23 protein-coding genes are annotated in these 19,255 nt (G+C 72.5%); 22 read left to right on the top strand and 1 reads right to left on the bottom strand.

The features are described from left to right. Positions 1 to 29: 29 nt before the first annotated feature. Genes ABIC53_RS13485 through ABIC53_RS13435 form a run of 11 tightly spaced genes read left to right on the top strand, consistent with a single transcriptional unit; the run spans position 30 to position 9,196 of the window. Positions 30 to 371 carry a flagellar basal body rod protein FlgB gene (locus tag ABIC53_RS13485; RefSeq protein ID WP_023953676.1) on the top strand — a complete coding sequence of 114 codons (342 nt, stop codon included), beginning with the start codon at positions 30 to 32 and terminating at the stop codon, positions 369 to 371. Continuing rightward, positions 368 to 760: a flagellar basal body rod protein FlgC gene (locus tag ABIC53_RS13480; RefSeq protein WP_023953675.1), complete on the top strand. Its 393-nt coding sequence runs from the start codon at positions 368 to 370 to the stop codon at positions 758 to 760. The genes ABIC53_RS13485 and ABIC53_RS13480 overlap by 4 nt, the downstream gene beginning before the upstream one ends. Further along, positions 760 to 1,065 carry a flagellar hook-basal body complex protein FliE gene (fliE, locus tag ABIC53_RS13475; protein ID WP_269268323.1) on the top strand — a complete coding sequence of 102 codons (306 nt, stop codon included), beginning with the start codon at positions 760 to 762 and terminating at the stop codon, positions 1,063 to 1,065. The genes ABIC53_RS13480 and fliE overlap by 1 nt, the downstream gene beginning before the upstream one ends. Then, a complete protein-coding gene (gene fliF, locus ABIC53_RS13470) occupies positions 1,065 to 2,690 on the top strand; it encodes a flagellar basal-body MS-ring/collar protein FliF (protein ID WP_354451855.1) in 1,626 nt (541 codons plus the stop codon). The genes fliE and fliF overlap by 1 nt, the downstream gene beginning before the upstream one ends. Further along, complete coding sequence (gene fliG, locus ABIC53_RS13465) at positions 2,687 to 3,688, top strand: flagellar motor switch protein FliG (protein WP_274179490.1); 1,002 nt, start codon at positions 2,687 to 2,689, stop codon at positions 3,686 to 3,688. The genes fliF and fliG overlap by 4 nt, the downstream gene beginning before the upstream one ends. Beyond that, complete coding sequence (locus tag ABIC53_RS13460) at positions 3,678 to 4,313, top strand: FliH/SctL family protein (RefSeq protein WP_274179491.1); 636 nt, start codon at positions 3,678 to 3,680, stop codon at positions 4,311 to 4,313. Before fliG ends, ABIC53_RS13460 begins: the two co-directional genes overlap by 11 nt. Next, positions 4,310 to 5,629 (top strand): FliI/YscN family ATPase, encoded by a 1,320-nt coding sequence (locus tag ABIC53_RS13455; RefSeq protein WP_274179492.1) that lies wholly within the window; start codon positions 4,310 to 4,312, stop codon positions 5,627 to 5,629. The genes ABIC53_RS13460 and ABIC53_RS13455 overlap by 4 nt, the downstream gene beginning before the upstream one ends. After that, the gene (locus tag ABIC53_RS13450) at positions 5,626 to 6,084 is read left to right on the top strand and encodes a hypothetical protein (RefSeq protein WP_269268327.1); all 459 of its coding nucleotides are present in this window, start codon (positions 5,626 to 5,628) and stop codon (positions 6,082 to 6,084) included. The genes ABIC53_RS13455 and ABIC53_RS13450 overlap by 4 nt, the downstream gene beginning before the upstream one ends. After that, complete coding sequence (locus ABIC53_RS13445) at positions 6,081 to 7,511, top strand: flagellar hook-length control protein FliK (protein WP_354451851.1); 1,431 nt, start codon at positions 6,081 to 6,083, stop codon at positions 7,509 to 7,511. The genes ABIC53_RS13450 and ABIC53_RS13445 overlap by 4 nt, the downstream gene beginning before the upstream one ends. A gap of 14 nt (positions 7,512 to 7,525) precedes the next feature. Then, positions 7,526 to 7,978 (top strand): flagellar hook assembly protein FlgD, encoded by a 453-nt coding sequence (locus tag ABIC53_RS13440; protein ID WP_323986839.1) that lies wholly within the window; start codon positions 7,526 to 7,528, stop codon positions 7,976 to 7,978. A 57-nt stretch (positions 7,979 to 8,035) separates the two neighbouring features. Next, positions 8,036 to 9,196 (top strand): flagellar hook protein FlgE, encoded by a 1,161-nt coding sequence (locus ABIC53_RS13435; protein WP_354451849.1) that lies wholly within the window; start codon positions 8,036 to 8,038, stop codon positions 9,194 to 9,196. A gap of 103 nt (positions 9,197 to 9,299) precedes the next feature. Here ABIC53_RS13435 and ABIC53_RS13430 read toward each other — a convergent pair whose 3' ends face one another. Further along, positions 9,300 to 9,929 (bottom strand): hypothetical protein, encoded by a 630-nt coding sequence (locus ABIC53_RS13430; protein WP_282501684.1) that lies wholly within the window; start codon positions 9,927 to 9,929, stop codon positions 9,300 to 9,302. Between the two features lie 104 nt (positions 9,930 to 10,033). Between ABIC53_RS13430 and ABIC53_RS13425 the strand changes: the two genes are divergently transcribed. From ABIC53_RS13425 to ABIC53_RS13375, 11 genes are all read left to right on the top strand, one after another. Further along, entirely contained in the window at positions 10,034 to 10,300 is a 267-nt protein-coding gene (locus tag ABIC53_RS13425) for a flagellar FlbD family protein (protein WP_269268331.1), read from the top strand. Then, the gene (locus ABIC53_RS13420) at positions 10,300 to 11,103 is read left to right on the top strand and encodes a motility protein A (protein ID WP_274179497.1); all 804 of its coding nucleotides are present in this window, start codon (positions 10,300 to 10,302) and stop codon (positions 11,101 to 11,103) included. The genes ABIC53_RS13425 and ABIC53_RS13420 overlap by 1 nt, the downstream gene beginning before the upstream one ends. Continuing rightward, entirely contained in the window at positions 11,100 to 11,909 is an 810-nt protein-coding gene (locus tag ABIC53_RS13415) for an OmpA/MotB family protein (RefSeq protein ID WP_274179498.1), read from the top strand. Before ABIC53_RS13420 ends, ABIC53_RS13415 begins: the two co-directional genes overlap by 4 nt. 307 nt (positions 11,910 to 12,216) lie before the next feature. Next, positions 12,217 to 13,146, top strand: a complete 930-nt coding sequence (locus ABIC53_RS13410; RefSeq protein WP_112615233.1) for a flagellar motor switch protein FliM — start codon at positions 12,217 to 12,219, stop codon at positions 13,144 to 13,146. Continuing rightward, the gene (fliN, locus tag ABIC53_RS13405; RefSeq protein WP_354451845.1) at positions 13,143 to 13,793 is read left to right on the top strand and encodes a flagellar motor switch protein FliN; all 651 of its coding nucleotides are present in this window, start codon (positions 13,143 to 13,145) and stop codon (positions 13,791 to 13,793) included. The genes ABIC53_RS13410 and fliN overlap by 4 nt, the downstream gene beginning before the upstream one ends. After that, positions 13,750 to 14,307 carry a FliO/MopB family protein gene (locus tag ABIC53_RS13400; RefSeq protein ID WP_274179499.1) on the top strand — a complete coding sequence of 186 codons (558 nt, stop codon included), beginning with the start codon at positions 13,750 to 13,752 and terminating at the stop codon, positions 14,305 to 14,307. Before fliN ends, ABIC53_RS13400 begins: the two co-directional genes overlap by 44 nt. Then, positions 14,304 to 15,038 carry a flagellar type III secretion system pore protein FliP gene (gene fliP / locus ABIC53_RS13395; RefSeq protein ID WP_114588711.1) on the top strand — a complete coding sequence of 245 codons (735 nt, stop codon included), beginning with the start codon at positions 14,304 to 14,306 and terminating at the stop codon, positions 15,036 to 15,038. The genes ABIC53_RS13400 and fliP overlap by 4 nt, the downstream gene beginning before the upstream one ends. Before the next feature lie 12 nt (positions 15,039 to 15,050). After that, positions 15,051 to 15,326 carry a flagellar biosynthesis protein FliQ gene (fliQ, locus tag ABIC53_RS13390; protein WP_023953659.1) on the top strand — a complete coding sequence of 92 codons (276 nt, stop codon included), beginning with the start codon at positions 15,051 to 15,053 and terminating at the stop codon, positions 15,324 to 15,326. A 1-nt stretch (position 15,327) separates the two neighbouring features. Continuing rightward, positions 15,328 to 16,089 (top strand): flagellar biosynthetic protein FliR, encoded by a 762-nt coding sequence (locus ABIC53_RS13385; RefSeq protein ID WP_112615241.1) that lies wholly within the window; start codon positions 15,328 to 15,330, stop codon positions 16,087 to 16,089. Positions 16,090 to 16,102: 13 nt separating this feature from the next. Beyond that, on the top strand, positions 16,103 to 17,194 hold the full coding sequence (locus ABIC53_RS13380; RefSeq protein WP_354451842.1) for an EscU/YscU/HrcU family type III secretion system export apparatus switch protein: 1,092 nt from the start codon (positions 16,103 to 16,105) through the stop codon (positions 17,192 to 17,194). After that, positions 17,191 to 19,242 carry a flagellar biosynthesis protein FlhA gene (locus tag ABIC53_RS13375; protein ID WP_354451840.1) on the top strand — a complete coding sequence of 684 codons (2,052 nt, stop codon included), beginning with the start codon at positions 17,191 to 17,193 and terminating at the stop codon, positions 19,240 to 19,242. The genes ABIC53_RS13380 and ABIC53_RS13375 overlap by 4 nt, the downstream gene beginning before the upstream one ends. Positions 19,243 to 19,255: the final 13 nt, after the last annotated feature.

The raw sequence follows: 19,255 nt of genomic DNA, 5'->3' as shown, positions 1-19,255 counted from the left end.
GGCCACATCGTTCGACGGAAGACGCCTTCGTGCTCGAATCTGTGACCACCACCGCGCTCACGAGCGCCCTCTCGGGCCTCGCCGAGCGCCAGCGCGCCATCGCGGACAACATCGCGAACGTCAACACCTCCGGCTACCGGGCCAAGGTCGTCAGCTTCGAGAGCGCTCTGGCGCGCTCGGTCGAGCGCGGCGACGGCGCCGTGACGGCGACCGTCCGCGAGTCGACCGCCCCCACCCGGCTCAACGGCAACAACGTCAACCTCGACACCGAGACGCTCGCCAACATCGAGGCGGTGCTGCGGTACCAGTTCGCAGCGCAGGCCGTGGGCGGCACCTTCAGCTCGCTCCAGACCGCGATGAGGACCTCATGACCTTCGACGCCATCGGCATCGCCGGGTCGGGCCTGACGGCCCACCGCACCTGGCTCGACGCGCTCAGCGACAACATCGCCAACATCAACACCGCCGTCGCGCCCGGCGACGACGCGTTCCGCCAGCGCTACATCGCGGTCGAGTCGGCCGGCGACCCGGGCGGCGTGCGCGTCGCGGGCGCCGTCTGGGGCGGCACAGAGGGCCGGCTCGTGCACGAGCCCAACAATCCGCTCGCCGACGCCGACGGCTACGTGCGCTACCCCGACATCGATCTCGGCGAGCAGATGAGCCACCTGATCCTCGCGCAGCGCGGCTATCAGGCCAACGCGGCGGTCGTCGACCGTGCGAAGACCACCTACGAAGCCGCCCTCCAGATCGGACGCCGCTGATGCCGCCGCTGTCGGGCATCGACGCCCTGGGCGCGGCCGCATCCGCCCTCACGTCGAGCACCCGCCCGCCCCAGCAGACCGACGGCGCCGACTTCGGCGCGAGCATCACCGGCGCCGTTGACGAGCTCCGCGCGATGCAGTCGACGTCGAACGAGCTGGCCGTCGCGGCCGTCACCGGTGACCTCGACGACATCCACTCCGCGATGATCGCGTCGTCGCGCGCGTCGGTGACCCTCGAGCTCGTCGCCGCCGTACGCAACAAGGGCATCGAGGCGTTCAACGACATCATGCGGATGCAGGCCTGATGCCCGCCGCCGTCACGTCGCTCTGGACGCGCCTGCGCACGACCATCGCCGGGTTCACCCTGGCTCAGCGCACGATCGCGATCATCGGCATCGCGGTGCTCGCGATGGGCGTGTTCGCCCTGGCGAGCTGGATGTCGCGTCCGACCCTCACCCCGCTGTTCTCGGGTCTGTCGGCCTCGGACGCCAGCGCCGTGGTCGAGCAGCTGCGCTCGGGCTCGATCCCTTACGAGCTGACCGACGGCGGCTCGACCGTGCTCGTGCCCGAGACCGCGGTGTACGAGCAGCGCCTCGCCGCGGCCGCGGCCGGACTTCCCAGCGCCGAGTCGTCGGGGTACTCGCTCTTCGACAAGATGGGCGTGACCAGCTCGGAGTTCCAGCAGTCGGTCACCTACAAGCGCGCGATCGAGGGCGAGCTCGCCCGCACGATCGGCGCCCTCGAGAACGTGACGACGGCCTCGGTGCAGCTCGCGCTGCCCGAGGAGAGCGTGTTCGTCTCGCAGAAGGTCGAGCCCACGGCATCCGTCTTCATCGAGACCTCCCGCGGAGTCGCGCTGCCGCCCGAGCAGGTCGAGGCGATCGTGCACCTCACCTCGGCGGCCGTCAGCGGGATGAAGCCCGAGAACGTCGCGGTCGTGGATGCCGCAGGCCGCACCCTGTCGGCGATCGGCGGCGATGGCACGCGCAACGCCGACCAGCAGGCGGGGGCGTACGAGACTCGCATGACGGCGAGCGTGCAGCAGATGCTCGACACCGTGCTCGGCACCGGCAATGCGACCGTGTCGGTCGCCGCCGAGATGCAGCAGGCCGCGACCGAGCGCGTCGACGAGACCTACACGCCGGTCGAAGGTGCCCTGCCGGCCACCGAGGAGTCGAGCACCGAGACCTACACGGGCACCGGCGGACAGACCGGCGTGCTGGGCACCGAGCTTCCGGCTGGCGTCGGCGGCGCGGGCACCTACGAATCGACCCAGACGAACCGCTCGAACGTCGTGAACAAGACCGTCGAGAGCACCTCGACGCCGGCGGGGGCCGTCGCGCGGCAGACCGTCGCCGTCGCGGTCAACGCCGACGGCACCGATGTCGTCGACGTCGCGCAGCTCGAAGCCCTCGTCACCTCGGCCGCCGGCATCGACCGGGCCCGCGGCGACCAGGTGACCGTCGAGCTCGTCGCCTTCAGCGATCAGGGCGCCGCGGCCGCCCAGGCGGCGCTCGACGCCGCGCGCGAGGCGGAGGAGGCCGAGCGCGCCGCCGAGACGCTCCGCACCGCGATCATCGCCGTCGTGGTCGTGCTCGGCCTCATCGGAGCGACGATCGCGGGCGTCGTGATCGTCCGCCGCCGACGCGCCGCGGCGGAGGAAGAGCCGGTCATGACGCTGACCCCCGTCGACGAGCCGCTCGACCGGTTCGACGCGCTCACCCGGGGCCTCGCGACGCCGCTCCTCGACGAGGCTCCGACCGTCCCCCTGCCCGCGATGGCGATCGACCCCGAGCCGGAGCCCGACCCGGAGCCCGTGCAGGTCGCCCTCGACCGCCGCCGCGCCGAGATCGGCGACTTCGCCCGCCGCGATCCCGCCCGCACCGCGGACCTGCTGCGCCGGCTCGTCCGGGACTCGACCGACGCATGAGCGAGCTGACCGGAACCCAGACGGCTGCCGTCGTCATCATGAACCTCGACCGGGCGCAGGCCGTCGAAGTCCTCAAGCACCTCTCCGACGACGAGGCCGAGGCGATCGCGGCGGAGATCATCCGGCTGCGCGACCTCGACCTCGAGACCACGCGCGATGCCCTGACCGACTTCCAGCGGGTCGTGCGGGGACACCTGCCGCCCGTCCGCGGCGGGCGAGACCTCGCGACGGGACTGCTGGAGGCTTCGCTCGGCCCCGAGCGCGCCGCCGGTGTGCTGACGAAGGTGTCGTCGTCGATGACGAGCTCGTCGTTCGAGTTCCTCACCGCCGTCGAGCCGGCCCAGGTGGCGAGCATCCTCGACGGCGAGCTGCCCCAGACCGTCGCGCTCGTCATCGCGCACCTGCCGGTGGAGCGCGCCGCGGCCGTCCTGGCCGAGATCGCCGACCCCGCCCGCACCGATGTCGCGCAGGCGATCGCGACGATGGGAACCGCGACACAGGATGCCGTCGCCGTCGTCGCCACCGCGCTGCGCGCTCGCTCGGGGGCGCTGACCACTCGCGACGCCCGCGAGACCCTCGGCGGCGTGCAGCCCCTCGTCGACATCATCAACCGGTCGGATGCGACCGTCGAGAAGGCCCTGCTCGCGAGCATCGAGGCGCGCGACAGCGCCCTGGCCGAAGATATCCGCTCGCGCATGTTCACCTTCGCCGACATCGTCGTGCTCGACGATCGCGACGCCCAGCGCGTGCTGCGCGGCATCGACGTCCGTGTGCTCGCTCTGGCGCTGAAGGGCTCGTCGGGCCCGGTGGCCGACGTGATCCTCCGCAATATGACCGAGCGCAACCGCGAGGCGCTGCAGGAGGAGTCGCGTCTGCTCGGCACCGTGCGCGTCTCGCAGGTCGAGGAGGCGCGCGCGGCGATCGTCCGGACGATCCGCGAGCTCGAGGCCGCCGGCGACATCCGAGTGCAACGGGTCGAGGAGGAGTATGTCGTCTGACGCCTTCACCCGCCTCGAGATCCCCCGACTGTCGGGCCCGGCTCTCACCGAGGAACGCGATCGGGCCCGCGCCCGCGGTCACGCCGCCGGGTACGCCGAGGGGATGCGGCAGGCCGCGGCCCACGCCGAACGCGAGGCAGCGGAACGTGCCGAACAGGAGCAGGCGGCGGACGCAGCCGCCCGGGCGCGCGTGGCTGCCGCCATCGCGGCGCTCGAGCGCGCGTCCGCCCGGTTCGACGCGCGCGCGACCGAACTGACGGCGCCCGTCGTCGCCGAGCTTCACGCGATGGCGATCGAGCTGGCGCAGGCTATCGTCGAGCGCGAGCTGTCCGACCCCGTGCGCGCGGCGCTCACGACCGCGGCACGCGTGGGGAACGCCGTTTCGGATCTCGAGGCTGCGGAGGCGCCCGTGGTCCGGCTCTCCCCCGCGGACGCGGCGATCCTCACCGGCGCCGCGAATGCCGCCGAGAGCGGGACCGCCACGCTGCCGCGATCGGTCGAGGTCGAGGTCGACCCGGGACTCGCGCCCGGCGACGCGACGATCCGTCTCGCCGATGGCGCGATCGACCTGCGGATCGCCGCCGCGTTCGCGCGGGCCCGCCGGGCTCTCGAGGAGAGCGCGTGAGCGGGGGCTGGCCGGCGGTCATCGAGGCGGCGCGTCCGCTGCGGACCGGCACGGTCTCGCGCATCGTCGGGCTCGGTGTCGACATCCGCGGCGTGCACGGGGCCGTCGGCGACCTGGTCGAACTCGGCGGGACGGCCGATCGCGGGGCCGCCGGCATGCCCGCGGAAGTCGTCGCCGCGGACCGCGGCATCCTGCGCTGCATGCCGCTCGGCGTCACCGACGGACTGCGCGTCGGCGACACGGCCCGCGCTCTTTCCGGCCGCGCCCGCGTGCCGGTCGGCGCCGCCGTGCTCGGGCGCGTGCTCGACGGGCTCGGCCGACCCATCGACGGTCGCGGCCCTCTCGTCGCGCCTCGCGTCGACCTCGACCATGCGCCTCCCTCGGCGATGGGACGCGAGCGCATCACCGAGCCGCTCGTCACGGGCGTGCGCGCGATCGACACCCTCACGCCGCTCGGCCGCGGCCAGCGCGTGGGGCTGTTCGCCGGATCTGGCGTCGGCAAGTCCTCCCTGCTGTCGATGATCGCGCGGGGGTCGTCGGCCTCGGCCAACGTCATCGCGCTCGTCGGCGAGCGCGGCCGCGAGGTGCGCGAGTTCCTCGAGGACGATCTCGGGCCGGAGGGGCTCGCACGCTCGGTCGTCGTCGTCTCGACTTCCGATCAGCCCGCCATGGCGCGCCTGCGGGCGGCCTCGACCGCGACGCGCATCGCCGAGTCGTTCCGCGACGACGGTCAGCACGTCGTGCTCATGATGGACTCGCTGACCCGCGTTGCCATGGCGCAGCGCGAGATCGGACTGGCCGCCGGCGAACCGCCCGCGACCCGCGGCTACCCGCCCTCGACCTTCCCCGTGCTCGCGCGGCTGCTCGAGCGCGCCGGCACCGACCGGCACGGCTCGATCACGGGGATCTACACGGTGCTCGTCGAGGGAGACGACCACAACGAGCCCGTCGCCGACACCGTGCGCTCGATCCTCGACGGACACCTCGTACTCGACCGGACGCTCGCCGTCACCGGGCACCACCCCGCGATCGACGTACTCGGATCGGTGTCCCGGCTCGCGGGCAAGGTCGCGACCGGTGATCAGCGACGCCTCGCGACGACGCTGCGCTCGGTGCTCGCGGCACGCCAGGAGGCGCAGGACCTCATCGGCGTCGGCGCCTACCAGGCGGGAGCGAACCCGCGGGTCGACGCCGCGGTCGCCTCGGCACGGGCGATCGACGCCTTCCTCCGGCAAGACCTCGACGACCGCTCCCCCGCAGCCGAGTCGTGGCGCCGCCTCGGGGAGCTCGTCGCATCGTTCGGGGACGTCTCATGAAGCGGGGCTTCCCCCTGGCCGGGCTGCTGCGCATCCGCGGCATCCAGCAGCGTGCCGCGGCAGCGCACCTCTCGCGCGCCGCGATGGAGGAGCAGCGCACCGAGGCGCGCGATCGGCAGCTGCGCGCGGCCCTGACGACGTCGGCCGAGACGCCCGGCGACATCCGCACGCTCGCGGCCCTCGCCGCCAGCCGTGTGGCCGCGCGCAGCCTGCTGACCGACCTCGACACGCTCCGGCGAGCGCAGCGCGCGGAAGTCGACGCGGCTCGCGCGGGCCTCGACGACGCCCGCCGGGCCGAGCGAGGCATCGAGCGGCTGGCCGATGCCTTCCACGAACGGGAACGCGCGAGACGGGATGCCGCCGAGCAGGCCGTTCTCGACGAGATCGCGCTGCGCTCGGCGAGCGGGACGTCGGGCGCACCGGACGCGCCGGACCGGACAGAGGGGGCGTCATGAGTCTGTGGGGTCTCGCACTCGGAACGACGAGCGCTGCGGTGCGTCCGCGGGGCGGCGGAGCCTCGAACGACGGGGGCGACGGCGCGACGGCATCGGATGCCTTCGCGCTCGTGCTCGCCGGGCAGGCCGCGGTCGCGGTGCCCGTGGGCGGAGTGGACGCTGCCGGGGCCGGCGTCGGAGCGGGCGGCGGGGCATTCGGCATCGACCCGTACACGGGCGCACAGCAGGGTTCGGGCTCCGGCTCGTCCGACGCGGCGGAGGCTGCAGCACTCGATGACGACGCGGACGCGGCAACGGGCGATGCGGCAGCGCTGCTCGCCGTCATCAGTACGGGCACAGGCGGCCGGCCCACGAGCGGAATGTCGGGCACCGGGGTCTCGGATGATGCGGGTCCGGCTGCGGGGATGACGAGCAGAGAACTCGGTACCGAGACGCTGACGTCGACCGCGACTGTGCCGGTCGCCGCCGATCGCGCGACACCGCTGGCCGGAGGAGCGCTGGCAGGAGGAGCGCTGGTAGGAACGAGGGGCGCGCCGGCCGCAGGGGCGACGGCGGAGGCGCCGACAGCGCCGGAGACGGCAGCGACGGCGGAGACGGCAACCGCGACGGCGACGGCGACCGAAGCAGCCCCGATGGCGGCACCCGAGAGAACAACAGCGCGAGAGACGACGTCCGCCGGGGCGACACCCGCAGCGATGAGCGCGTCACCGCCGGACGCAGCGAGCACGATCCCCGCCGTGGCCGCGCCGACCGCGCGGACCGCACCGGAGCCCGTGCCGGGATCCGCGGACGTGTCCGCAGCGACATCCGTGACGCCGACGCCCGGTTCGCAGCCCGCGCCCGCTCAGCCCGGCCCGGCTCAGTCCGCGCCTGCGCCCACGCCCACGCAAGGCGCTCATGCGCAATCCGCGCCGGCCCTCGCGCCTCAGCTGCGCGGCCCCGTCCTCTCGCTCGTCGCCGCCGAGCCCGGCCGCCACACCATGGTGCTGCGGGTCTCGCCCGAGAGCCTCGGACCGATCACCGTCACGGCGCACATCTCCGGGTCCTCCATCACCGTCGAGCTGAGCTCGGGCACGGCGGCGGCGCACGACGCGATCCGGGCGGTCCTCGGCGACCTGCGCCGCGAGCTCGCCGTGCTCGCCCCCTTCTCCTCCGTGAGCCTGACCCCGGGCGACGATCCGTCACGGGCGTCGTCGTCGCTCCCGGCCCTGGCACAGCATGCGGCGGCGGGCGGAGCAGGCGGGTCGGGCGGCCACCCATCGGACGGCGGCGCATCCGGCCGGACGCCGCAGCAGACCGCCGACGATCCGGGCCGCGGCGGGCGCCCCGGTCACGGGCCCGCGTGGCCTGCCGCTCCCGCGGACCGCACGGACGACCCAGCCCATCCCGCGCCTCTCGAGGCCGGTCGCATCGACCTCTACGCCTGAATCGGAGAACCACCATGAGCAGCATTCCGCCCGTCGGCGTCGTGGGTGCCACGCCCACGGCAGCCGCCCCGCCGCCCGCGCCGAAGCAGACCCTCGATTCCGAGGTCTTCCTGCAGCTGCTCGTCGCGCAGATGAAGAACCAGGACCCGAGCTCGCCGCTCGACACCAACGAGATGATGGCGCAGACGACGCAGCTCGCCATGATGGAGCAGCTCGTCGCGCTCACCACCACCTCGTCGGAGCACTTCGCCCTCACGATGCGCCAGACCGCCGCCGCGCTCGTCGGCCAGCAGGCCTCGTACGTCGACGCCGACGGCACGACCCGCAGCGGTCGCGTGACCCAGGTGTCGTTCGAGAAGGGCGTGCCGCTCGTGACGATCGGCGGCACCGCGGTCCCCCTCGACGTCGTCTCGGGCATCGCGGTGTCGGATGCCGCGACGGCGCCGCCCGCGGCATCCGCATCCTGAGCCACGGCCACTCCGGCTACCCCACGACCACGTCAGCCCCTCACCGAAGGACACCCCATGCTTCGTTCGCTCTACGCCGGAATCTCCGGTCTCCGCTCACACCAGACCATGCTCGACGTCACGGGCAACAACATCGCCAACGTCAACACCGTCGGGTTCAAGGCGGGCTCGGTGCAGTTCCAGGACACGCTCTCGCAGATCGTCCAGAACTCCCGCGCCGCTCAGGCGGACGCTGGCGGCACGAACGCCGCGCAGGTGGGTCTGGGCACCCAGGTCGCGGCGGTTCGCACGAACTTCACGCAGGGATCGCAGCAGGCCACCGGCGTGCCCACCGACCTCATGATTGCGGGCGACGGCTTCTTCGTCGTCCGCAACGGCGCCGAGACGCTCTACACGCGCAACGGCTCGTTCGGCTTCGACTCCGCGGGTCGCCTGACCACCAAGGACGGCGCGCTCGTGCAGGGCTGGACCGGGGTCGACGGTGTCGTGCCTACGGGCGGGCCGGTCGGCAACATCGCGCTCCCGGTGGGCGCGACCTCGCCCGGGCGCGCGACGACGTCCGCCGCGGTGACCGGCAACCTGCCCTCGGGCGCCGCGGTCGGCGAGAAGCTCGTCCGCGACGTCACCGTCTACGACGCGCAGGGCGAGTCCCGCCAGCTCGCACTCACCTTCACCCGCACCGCGGGCGGCTGGGACGTCACCGACGGCGCCACGACGACGCAGCTCGCCTTCGCCGACGGACGCCTGACGACGACGCCCGCGACGATCGCCTCGGGCGGTGTCGCGGTCGACCTTTCGGCCATCACCGGCTACGCCGACCTCAGCACCGTCAAGCTCGGCGGTCAGGACGGCCGCGCGCCCGGAAGCCTCGTGTCGTACACGCTGTCGGCCGACGGCAGCCTCGTCGGCGCCTTCAGCAACGGAGCGACATCGGTGCTCGCGCAGATCGCCCTCGCATCGTTCGACAACCCCGAGGGGCTCGAGAAGGCCGGGTCGTCGCAGTACCGCGCCGGCGCCAACTCGGGCGCGGCCGCCGTCGGCACCGCGGGCACCGACGACCGCGGCGGGCTCGTCAGCGGGGCTCTGGAGATGTCGAACGTCGACCTCTCGCAGGAGTTCACGAACCTGATCGTCGCTCAGCGGGGCTTCCAGGCGAACGCCCGCATCATCACCACGAGCGACGAGGTGCTGCAAGAGCTGACCAACCTCAAGCGCTGATCGCGGGCGCGGCCCGCAACTCCTCAGAATCCCCGCTGGTTCGGCCTCGCGGCCCGCGCGCGGCGCCGGTCACGACGGTTTCTGAGGAGTTGTGCGCGGCCGGTCAGGGCCACAGCGGGAGCGCTCGGGCAGACGCCGCCCCGAGCGCAGCCGCGTCGAACTCGGTCACCGTCTCGGGGATACCGCGGGCGCTCCACTCCACCCCGACCTCGAACGTCGGAAGCGGGGGTGTCGGCCAGACCCAGAACTCGCGCGCCCAGCTGTCGGCATAACCCTGCGGGCGGCCGAGCCCCTCGATCACCGGCCCCTCGACCTGCGCGTCGGTCACGTCTCCCCGTGCCCACGGCGAATCGTCCTGCGTCGTGATCGTCCGCCCATCGGCGAAGCGGACGCCCCAGCGCAGGCCCGTCGGATCGAACCGGTCATCGAGCTGCCCCCGGCCGTGCGCACGATCGAGGTATCCCCAGATCCGTTGCCGCGCGACCCGGCCGGTCTCGGCCACGCGCACCGCCAACCGCAGCACGACGCCCTCGCGGTACACGCGCGCGAGCTCCAGCGACACGACCGTGTCGGACGAGCGACCCACCTCGCGGTCGAGCGCCACGATCGCCGGAGCGACATGCCAGGGCGGCCCCATCCACGCCGGCATGTCGAGCGGCGGATGGTCGTCGCCGGGGATCTCCCGCGGCTCGACGGGGCGGAAGAACGACGGCTCCGATGACGACGCTGACACGAGCGCAACGCTAACCGACCGCCGCCCGCTGCCGACAGTCTCCTCGGAGCCGCCGTACCCGCGACGACCCGTTCCCCCGCGCGCTGACCGACGAGAAGGGCGACATGATCGTTCTCACACGATTGAACCGTCACCGGTTCGCCGTGAACCCCGACCTCGTCGAACGCATCCAGGCGAGCCCTGACACGACGCTCACCCTGGTCGACGGGGCGACGTTCGTCGTCGCCGAGACGATGGATGCCGTCATCCAGAGCATCGTCGAGTTCCGCGCCCGCGTGCTGGCGACGGCGCTCGGCCATGCCGCGGCATCCGGGTCCGCATCCCAGTCGGCCTCCACGGCCGCCGCCGCCGCGCCGGAGGGTGAGCGCTGATGGATCCGTCACTCCTCATCGGCATCCTGCTGGCCTTCGGCGGCCTGTGGGCGATGATCCAGCTGGAGGGCGCCAGCCTCAACGCCCTGCTCCTGCCCGCGCCGATGGTGCTGGTCTTCGGCGCGACGATCGCGATCGGCATCGCCGGCGGCACGCTGCGGGATGCCGCGGGCGCCGTGCGCGCGCTGCCGCGGGCCTTCGTCGGTATCAAGGGATCGACCGAGGCGCTCATCGACACCGTCGTGGGATACGCCGAGAAGGCGCGCGCCCAGGGGCTGCTCGCGCTCGAGAGCGCCGTGGCAGACGAGAAGGACCCGCTGCTGCGCCATGCCCTGCAGAGCATCGCCGATGGAACGGATGCCGAAGACCTGCGCGTCGTCCTCGAAGACCGCGTCGCCACCGTCGCCGCGGAGCGCCGCACGGCCTCGCGCTTCTACTCGGCCCTCGGCGGGTACGCCCCGACGGTCGGCATCGTCGGCACGGTCGTCTCGCTCACCCACGTGCTCGAGTACCTCGACAAGCCCGACCAGCTCGGGCCCCTCATCGCCGCCGCCTTCGTCGCGACCCTGTGGGGCCTCCTGTCGGCGAACTTCATCTGGCTGCCGATCGGCACGCGGCTGCAGCGCCTCGCCGAGATCGAGGTCGACCGCATGACGCTCGTGACCGAGGGGATGCTCGCCGTCCAGGCGGGCAACCCGCCGATGCTCGTCGCCGAGCGTCTGCGGGCGCTCGCCCCCGAGACCAAGCCCGGGCGCGGCCGCGCGAAGGCGGCGGCCGACGAGCCCGCGGACGCCGGAGTATGAGCGCGCCTCGTCGCCGCCGGGTCATGGAGTCCTCGCACGAGGGCCCCGACGAGCGCTGGATGGCGTCGTACCTCGACATGATCACCGTGATGATGTGCATGTTCATCGTCATGTTCGCGATGTCCAACGTCGACCAGGAGAAGTTCGAGCAGCTGCGCGCTTCGCTCGCGACCGGGTTCGGTTCGGAGATCTCCGAGACCCGCGACGTCTCGGAGGGCGTCGTCGTGCCGCCCGAGCTGGTCGAGGAGGAGGGCGAGGGATTCGTCGAGACCCCGACCGCCCCGACCCCGGCCGAGCAGGAGTACAGCTCGCTCGACGACCTGCGCTCACGCCTCGAGGGTGCTCTCGCCGAGCAGGGCCTCGGTGACGCCGCGACCTTCACGATCGACGACCGGGGCCTCACCATCGGTCTCGTGAGCGCCGAGACGTTCTTCGACACCAACAGCACCGACCTGAGCGACCGTGCCCGGGCCGTGCTCGACGCCGCCGGGTCCGTCCTCGCCGCCGACGCGCACCTCATCTCGGTCGAGGGCCACGCCGACGCCCGCCCCGCCATCGCGCCGTTCGCCGACAACTGGGAGCTCTCGACCGCGCGGGCCAACGGTGTGCTCGGCTACCTCGTCGAGGCACGCGGGGTCGCGAGGGAGCGCATCAGCTCCGTCGGGTTCGGGTCGTCGCGACCGCTCGCGGAGGGCTCGAGCGCCGAGGCCCTCGCGCAGAACCGTCGCGTCGACATCGTCGTGCTCTCGGACGCCGACGCCCAGGTGCGCGGCGAGCTCCCCGCTCTCGCCGCCGCCGACGGCTGACTCCGGGCTCGGCCTTCACCTGGCAGTTCCCGCCCCATCCCGTGCGCTGAGTGGGCACAACCTGCCCATCCAGCCTGAGCCCGCGCCCACCCGGGGTCTCACCTGGCGGAACTCGCCCCATCCCCAGCCCTGAGTGGGCACAAACTGCCAACCCAACCTGAGCTCACGTCACCGCCAGGACCCACCTGGCAGTTCCCGCCCCATCCCGTGCCCCGAGTGGGCACAAACTGCCAACCCCACCTGAGCCCACACCCACCCGCGAGGCCCGGGCCTAACCGCGGGCGACACGCGACCGATAGTCCGTGGCGTGCAGACCGTGCCGACCGCCCCGAGCGTGCGAACCGAGGATGCCGCGACCGCGGCCCCGGAACGCTACGACTTCGGCCGACCCGCGGCACTGTCCCGTGAGCACACGCGCGCTCTGGCGGGGGCCTTCGACGCGTTCGCGCGCCAGTGGGCGATGCTCCTCGCCGCGAAGGCCCGCGTGCGCGCGCACATCGCCCTCGAACGGGTGAGCCTCGAGACCTACGACGAGTACGTCGCGACGATCCCGCCGACCACGACGCTCGTGCTGTGCTCGGATGCGACCTCGGACGATCGTGCGGTCATCGAGTTCCCGCTGCCGTCGGCCCTGTCGTGGATCGTGAAGATGCTCGGCGGCGACGGCTCGCAGCGCCCCGAGGCCCGCGCCCTCACGGCGATCGAGCAGGCGCTCATCCGGTCGCTGATGGACGAGACCCTCGGCCACCTGCGCACAGCCCTCGGCTCCCTCCTGCCTCGCGAGCTGAGCGTCGGCGCGGTGCAGTACAACGCGGCCTTCGCTCAGGTCGTCGGCGGTCAGGACCTCGTGGTCGTGGCCCGCTTCTCGATGCGTCTGGCCGACCGCACCGAGACCGCGACGATCGCCCTCCCCGCCGCGACGCTGCTCGAGCGCCTGTCCGACAGCGCCTCGGCGCCGCGGGCGACGAACGACCCGGGCCTCGTCCGCCGGCACGTCGAGCAGACGCCCGTCGAAGTGACGCTGCGGCTCGCGCCGCGTGCCGTCCGCCCCGCCGAGGTGCTCGACCTCGCCGTCGGCGATGTCATCTCGCTCGCGCACGCCGCCGACCGCCCCCTCGATCTCACCGTCGACGAGCAGGTCGTCGCTTCCGCCGCCGTGGGATCTCATGGCGCGCGGCTCGCGTGCGTCGTGACGGCATCCGATCTCTCCCCCGCACTGTCCGAGGAGTCGCCATGACCAGCACCACCACCCACGAGGCCGCAGCCGCAGCCGCGTTCGCCGACCGGCTGCCCACCGCCTCGCGCATCACCGCCCGCCCCGGGACGAGCGCGGGCGAGACCGGCGACGCGGTCATCGTCTCGTCGGTCGGCGACACGAGCGCCGCGCTCGCGGTCGTGGTCCTCGATGAGTCGGCGCTCCTCGGCGCGGACGCCGCCCTGCCGCTGCCCGAACGACTCCGCGACGCGCTCGACGCCGCGGCGACCGCCTTCGGCCCGAGCGTGCTCGGCGAGGCGACGATCGGAGACGCCTCGGCGCTCTTCGCGCACCCCGTCGCGCAGGTGTTCGACCTCGTCGACGAGGATGCCCGCGTGATCGGACGCCTCGCCGTGCGGGTGTCGCACCCCGCGGCGGCCTCGCCGCGCCGCCTGCAGCGCATCGCCGGCGTCGAGATGGAGCTGACCGTCGAGGTCGGTCGCACCCGCATGACCGTCCGCGACGTGCTCGATCTCGAGCCCGGGCGCATCATCGAGCTCGACCGCTCGGCCGGCGCCCCCGCCGACGTCAAGCTCAACGGGCGGCTGATCGCCCATGGCGAGATCGTCGTCGTCGACCAGGACTATGCGGTGCGCATCACGCGCATCATCGAGAACGCGGAGGCCTGAGATCGACGATCTGCTGCTCGCGCTGCGCGTCGTCGTCTCCCTCGGCGTCGTGCTCGCGATCGTGTGGGTGCTGCAGCGTCGCTTCTCTCGCGGCAGCGCTAACGGAGCACGCGCGAACCGGCCGCGAGGCCTCAAGTCGACACGTACGGATGCCGTCGCCGACATCACCGTCGTCGCCAAGCGCGGCATCGGGCCGAAGGCCCAGGTCGCCGTGGTCGAGATCGATGGGGCCCGTTACGTGCTCGGCATCACCGAGGGCGGGGTGTCGATGCTCGACCGCATCGACCCGACGCCGGGCACCACGACGGGGCCCCACGCGACAGCGGATGCCGCGCACGGCGACGACACGGCGCGCCCGGTCCTGCGGGATGTCGCGGACGACGCGCCCCTCGCACCGCCCGTGCCCCTGCTCCGTGCGCAGGCCCGCGCCGAACGCACTGCCCGCACCACCCGCCCGGCGACCATGACCGCGCGTGATGCCGCACAGGTGCTGCGCCGGGCCCTGGGCGCGTGATCTCCGGCGGCGCGCTCGGCGCGCTCGTGCTCGTCGCCGCCTCGACGCCCCCGCCGAACGGCGGCATCTCCGTTGACATCAACGGCATCGACGGCACACCCTCGTCGTCGGTCCTGACCCTCATCGGCATCACGCTGCTGTCGGTGGCCCCGGCACTGCTGCTCATGATGTCGTCGTTCACGAAGATCTTCGTGGTGCTGGCGATGACCCGGAACGCCCTCTCGCTGCCCACGATCCCGCCCAACCAGGTGCTCGCCGGCCTCGCCCTGTTCCTCACCCTCTTCGTGATGTGGCCGGTGCTGACCGAGATCAACACGGTCGCCGTCCAGCCCTACGTCGACGGCTCGATCACGTTCACCGATGCCGTGGGCGTCGGCGCCGACCCACTGCGCACCTGGATGCTGTCGTTCACGCGCGAGGAGGATCTCGCGCTCATGACCCGGTTCGCGGGCGCCGAGAACCCCGAGGACCCGGCGAGCGTCCCGATGATCACCCTCATCCCGGCGTTCATGATCTCGGAGCTGCGCGCGGCCTTCATTATCGGCTTCGTCATCTTCGTGCCGTTCCTCGTCATCGACCTCGTCGTCGCCGCAGCGCTGATGTCGATGGGCATGATGATGCTCCCGCCGGTGATGATCTCGCTGCCCTTCAAGATCCTGCTGTTCGTGCTCGTCGACGGGTGGGGACTCATCCTCCGCACCCTGATGGAGAGCTACGGAGCGGGCGGATGACCGGGGGCGCGCGTGAACCCTGAGGCCGTCCTCGACATCGGCATGGAGGGCGTCGTGCTCGCCGCGAAGCTCGCCGCTCCGCTGCTCATCACGGCACTCGTGGTCGGCTTCGCCATCTCGCTCCTGCAGTCGATCACGCAGATCCAGGAGGTCACGCTCTCGTTCGTGCCGAAGGCCGTCGCCGTCGCGATCGCACTCGTCGTGTGCGGGCACTGGATGATCGCCGAGGCGATCGCCTTCACCCACACCATGTTCGACCGCATCCCGCACCTGCTCTCGGGCGGTTGAGATGCAGCTGCTGCTCGACTTCGCCTGGATCGAGGCCACCGGACTCGCCGCGGTCCGCACGACCGCCTTCGTCTTCACCGCCCCACCCTTCTCGTACGGCGCCTTCCCCGCGCGCATCAAGGCGATGGTCGCGATCGGCGTCGCCCTCGCTCTCAGCGGCACGGTGGCGCCGGGCTACCAGAGCCTCGGCACCGGCCCGTTCTTCCTCGCCCTGACCGCTCAGGTCGTCACGGGGGCGCTGCTCGGATTCCTCGTGATGACGTGCTTCGCCGTCGTGCAGTCGGCCGGCGGGCTGATCGACGTCTTCGGCGGCTTTCAGCTCGCGCAGGCCTTCGATCCGCAGATGAACGTCAACGGCGCCCAGTTCACGCGCCTGTTCCAGATGATCGCCCTCGCCCTGCTCTTCGCGAGCAACGGCTACCAGCTCATCCTCGCGGGGCTCGCCCGGAGCTTCACGGCGATCCCCGTCGATGGGGTCCTCGACCTCGCCCGCCCGGCCGAGTTGCTGGTCGACACCGCGTCGCAACTGCTCGTCGCCGCGCTGCAGATCGCCGGTCCCCTGCTGCTCGTCCTCTTCCTCGCCGACATCGCGCTCGGGCTCGTCAGCCGCGTCGCCCCCGCCCTCAACGCGTTCGCGCTCGGCTTCCCCCTGAAGATCATCCTGACCTTCCTCCTCGCGGGAAGCGTCATCCTCGCCCTGCCCGCCGTCGTCGGGGCGCTCACCGACCAGGCGACCGGGCTGCTGATCGGCGGAACCCGATGAACGGCGGCGCGTCATGAGCAGCGACAGCGGGGAACGCACCGAGCAGGCCAGCCGCCGGCAGCTGCGCGAGGCACACCGCAAGGGCAAGCTGTCGCGCAGCCAGGACCTGTCCGCCTGGCTCGCGATCGGCACGGTCGCGCTGGTCCTCCCCGCCATGATCGGAGCGGGTGCGGATGCCGGGGCCGCGCAGTTCGTCGAGATCGCCGCGGTCATCCGCCACCCCGACCCCGAGCACGCCGTCGCCGTCCTGTCGTCGGCGCTCGGCAGCATCCCGGCCATCCTGGGCACGGCGCTGCTCGCCGTCGTGATCGTCGCGATCGTCGGGTCGGTCGCCCAGGGCGGCATCCATCTGCGCGGGGTGCCGGCGCGCTTCGAGCAGTTCAACGTGCTGAACGGCGTCAAACGGCTGTTCGGCGTGCAGGCACTGTGGGAGGGCGCGAAAGCGCTGCTCAAGACCGCCGCGATCGGCCTCGCCCTGTGGTTCGTCGTCGCCGGGCTCATGCCCGTGCTGACGATGAGCGGCGCCCACCCGATCACCCGGCTGCTCGAGATCGCCTCGAACGTCGTGACCGCGCTGCTCATCACCGCGGTCGCCGTCGGCGTGCTGCTGGCCGCGATCGACGTCCTCGTCGTCATGCGGCGCAACCGCAAGCACACCCGCGTCACCAAGAAGGAAGCGCGCGACGAGCACAAGAACTCCGAGGGCGACCCGCTCATCCGCAGCCAGCGCCGCGCCCGGCAGATGGCGATGAGCCGCAACCGCATGATCGCCGCCGTCGGAGATGCGGATGTCGTACTCGTGAACCCCACGCACATCGCCGTCGCCCTGCGCTACGAGCCGGGCAAGTCGGCGCCGCGCGTCGTCGCGAAGGGGCAGGGCCTCATCGCCGAGCGCATCCGCGAGCGGGCGCACGAGGCCGGCGTCCCGCTCGTCCGCGACATCCCGCTCGCACGCGCCCTGCACGGCGCGTGCGAGCTCGGCCAGGAGATCCCCGGCGATCTCTACACCGCCGTCGCCCGCGTGCTCGTCTTCGTCGACGGGCTCAAGCGCCGCGGCGCGGCGCGCGGCGTCCACACCGTTCCCGAGAGGAAGGCACCCCGATGAACATCCTGAGAAGGTCGCTCGTGCCGATCGGGGTCGTCGGCATCATCATGCTGCTGATCGTGCCGGTGCCGCCGCCGATCCTCGACGTCCTGATCATCACCAACATCCTGTTCGCCCTGCTCATCCTGCTGACGGCGATGTTCGTCAAGCGGCCGCTCGATTTCGCGGTCTTCCCCTCGCTGCTGCTGGTGGCGACGCTGTTCCGGCTCGGCCTGAACGTCGCCTCGACGAAGCTCGTGCTGGGCGAGGCGCACGCGGGGCAGGTCATCGACGCGTTCGCCGCGATCGCCGTGGGCGGATCGCTCGTCATCGGCATCGTGGTGTTCCTGATCCTCATCGTCATCCAGTTCGTCGTCGTGACGAAGGGCGCCGAGCGCGTCGCCGAGGTGGGCGCCCGGTTCACCCTCGACGCCATGCCCGGCAAGCAGATGGCGATCGACGCCGACCTCAACGCCGGTCTCATCAGCGACGCCGAAGCGCGGCGCCGGCGCGCCGAGATCGCGGCCGAGGCCGACTTCTACGGCGCGATGGACGGCGCCTCGAAGTTCGTCAAGGGCGACGCGATCGCCGGACTCGTCATCATCATCATCAACCTCGTCGGCGGCGTCGCGATCGGGATGCTCTCGAAGGGCATGGAGGCGGGCGAGGCCCTCAACACCTACGCCCTCCTGACGATCGGCGACGGCCTCGTCACGCAGATCCCCGCGCTGCTGATGGCGGTCGCGACGGGCATGATCGTCACCCGCTCGGGAGCGGAGTCCGACATGGGCTCGGCCGCGGCGGCGCAGCTGACGCAGTCGCGCAACGCCCTGTCGATCGCGGGCGGCGCGGCGATCGTGATGTCGTTCATCCCCGGGATGCCGATGCTGCCGTTCCTCGTCATCGGCGCCACCCTGCTGCTCATCGCGCAGCGTGTCGGCCGGCGCGAGCAGACGCAGGCGGCCGAGGACGCCCCCGCCGTCGACCCGCGCGGCGCCGTCGACACCCCCGAGGAGCTGGCCGAGCGGATGCGGGTCCACGCGCTCGAGATCCTGCTCGCTCCCGACATCGTCGACCTCGTCACCGGCGGTCCCGACGACCTGCTCGGACGCGTGCGGTCGCTGCGGCGCAAGACCGCGCTCGAGCTCGGGCTCATCGTTCCGCCCGTGCGCACGCGCGACAGCATCGAGCTGCCGCCCTCGACCTACGTCATCCGGGTCGCGGGGATCGAGGCGGGTCGCGGCGTCGCGCCCCGCGCCTCGCTCCTCGCGCTCGGCTCGGGCCTCGAGACCCTGCCCGGGCGGGCGTCGCCCGACCCCGTGTTCGGCATCGACGGGAAGTGGGTTCCCCTCGAGATGCGGCACAGCGCCGAGCTCGCCGGAGCGACCGTCGTCGACCGCGCGAGCGTCATCATCACCCACCTGTCCGCGGTCATCCAGGCCCACGCCGCCCGGCTGCTCAGCCGAGAGGACGTGCGTCAGCTCACCGAGACGCTGCGCCAGTCCAGCCCGGCAGCGGTCGAGGAGCTCACGCCGGCGCTGCTCTCGCTGGCGGAGGTGCAGCGCGTGCTGCAGGGCCTGCTCACCGAGCGCATCCCGATCAACGACCTCACGCGGATCTACGAGGCGCTCGCGCTGCGCGCCAAGACGACGACCGACCCCGACGCCCTGATCGAGGCGGCACGTCTCGCGCTCGGTCCCGCCGTGGCGACGCGCTTCGCCGAACAGGGGCGGCTGCGCATCGTCATGATCGACCCGCTGCTCGAGCAGTCGATGCTCGAGGCGATGCGACCGAGCGAGGACGGTCCGCACATCGCCCTGGACCCGCACCGGCTCGAGGCGGTCGTGGCCTCGGCTCGCGCCGCCCTCGAAGCGGCCGGCCCGGGCCCCGAGCCCGTGCTCGTGTGTGCGCCGTCGCTGCGTTCCGCCGTGCGGCGCCTCATCTCGTCGCAGACCGACGGGCTGCCGGTGCTGTCGTACACCGAGGCGACGGCCGGGGGCCTGGCGATCGACACGGTGGGCGTCGTCCGAGACACGATCGGCGACGCGCATGCCATCACGCCCGCGTGAGACTCGCGTCGAG

Source organism: Microbacterium sp. 1262, assembly GCF_040544895.1.
Lineage (GTDB): Bacteria > Actinomycetota > Actinomycetes > Actinomycetales > Microbacteriaceae > Microbacterium > Microbacterium plantarum.
Note: the sequence above shows the minus strand (reverse complement) of the source record. Positions and strands in the feature narration are given on the sequence as shown.

Coding starts and splice junctions, on each gene's coding strand:
- ABIC53_RS13385 (WP_112615241.1), top strand. CDS start 15,328: ATGCAGCTGCTGCTCGACTTCGCCTGGATCGAGGCCACCGGACTCGCC.
- ABIC53_RS13460 (WP_274179491.1), top strand. CDS start 3,678: ATGTCGTCTGACGCCTTCACCCGCCTCGAGATCCCCCGACTGTCGGGC.
- fliG (WP_274179490.1), top strand. CDS start 2,687: ATGAGCGAGCTGACCGGAACCCAGACGGCTGCCGTCGTCATCATGAAC.
- ABIC53_RS13435 (WP_354451849.1), top strand. CDS start 8,036: ATGCTTCGTTCGCTCTACGCCGGAATCTCCGGTCTCCGCTCACACCAG.
- ABIC53_RS13400 (WP_274179499.1), top strand. CDS start 13,750: ATGCGGTGCGCATCACGCGCATCATCGAGAACGCGGAGGCCTGAGATC.
- ABIC53_RS13480 (WP_023953675.1), top strand. CDS start 368: ATGACCTTCGACGCCATCGGCATCGCCGGGTCGGGCCTGACGGCCCAC.
- fliE (WP_269268323.1), top strand. CDS start 760: ATGCCGCCGCTGTCGGGCATCGACGCCCTGGGCGCGGCCGCATCCGCC.
- ABIC53_RS13375 (WP_354451840.1), top strand. CDS start 17,191: ATGAACATCCTGAGAAGGTCGCTCGTGCCGATCGGGGTCGTCGGCATC.
- ABIC53_RS13445 (WP_354451851.1), top strand. CDS start 6,081: ATGAGTCTGTGGGGTCTCGCACTCGGAACGACGAGCGCTGCGGTGCGT.
- ABIC53_RS13440 (WP_323986839.1), top strand. CDS start 7,526: ATGAGCAGCATTCCGCCCGTCGGCGTCGTGGGTGCCACGCCCACGGCA.
- ABIC53_RS13420 (WP_274179497.1), top strand. CDS start 10,300: ATGGATCCGTCACTCCTCATCGGCATCCTGCTGGCCTTCGGCGGCCTG.
- ABIC53_RS13380 (WP_354451842.1), top strand. CDS start 16,103: ATGAGCAGCGACAGCGGGGAACGCACCGAGCAGGCCAGCCGCCGGCAG.
- fliF (WP_354451855.1), top strand. CDS start 1,065: ATGCCCGCCGCCGTCACGTCGCTCTGGACGCGCCTGCGCACGACCATC.
- fliN (WP_354451845.1), top strand. CDS start 13,143: ATGACCAGCACCACCACCCACGAGGCCGCAGCCGCAGCCGCGTTCGCC.
- ABIC53_RS13415 (WP_274179498.1), top strand. CDS start 11,100: ATGAGCGCGCCTCGTCGCCGCCGGGTCATGGAGTCCTCGCACGAGGGC.
- ABIC53_RS13450 (WP_269268327.1), top strand. CDS start 5,626: ATGAAGCGGGGCTTCCCCCTGGCCGGGCTGCTGCGCATCCGCGGCATC.
- ABIC53_RS13425 (WP_269268331.1), top strand. CDS start 10,034: ATGATCGTTCTCACACGATTGAACCGTCACCGGTTCGCCGTGAACCCC.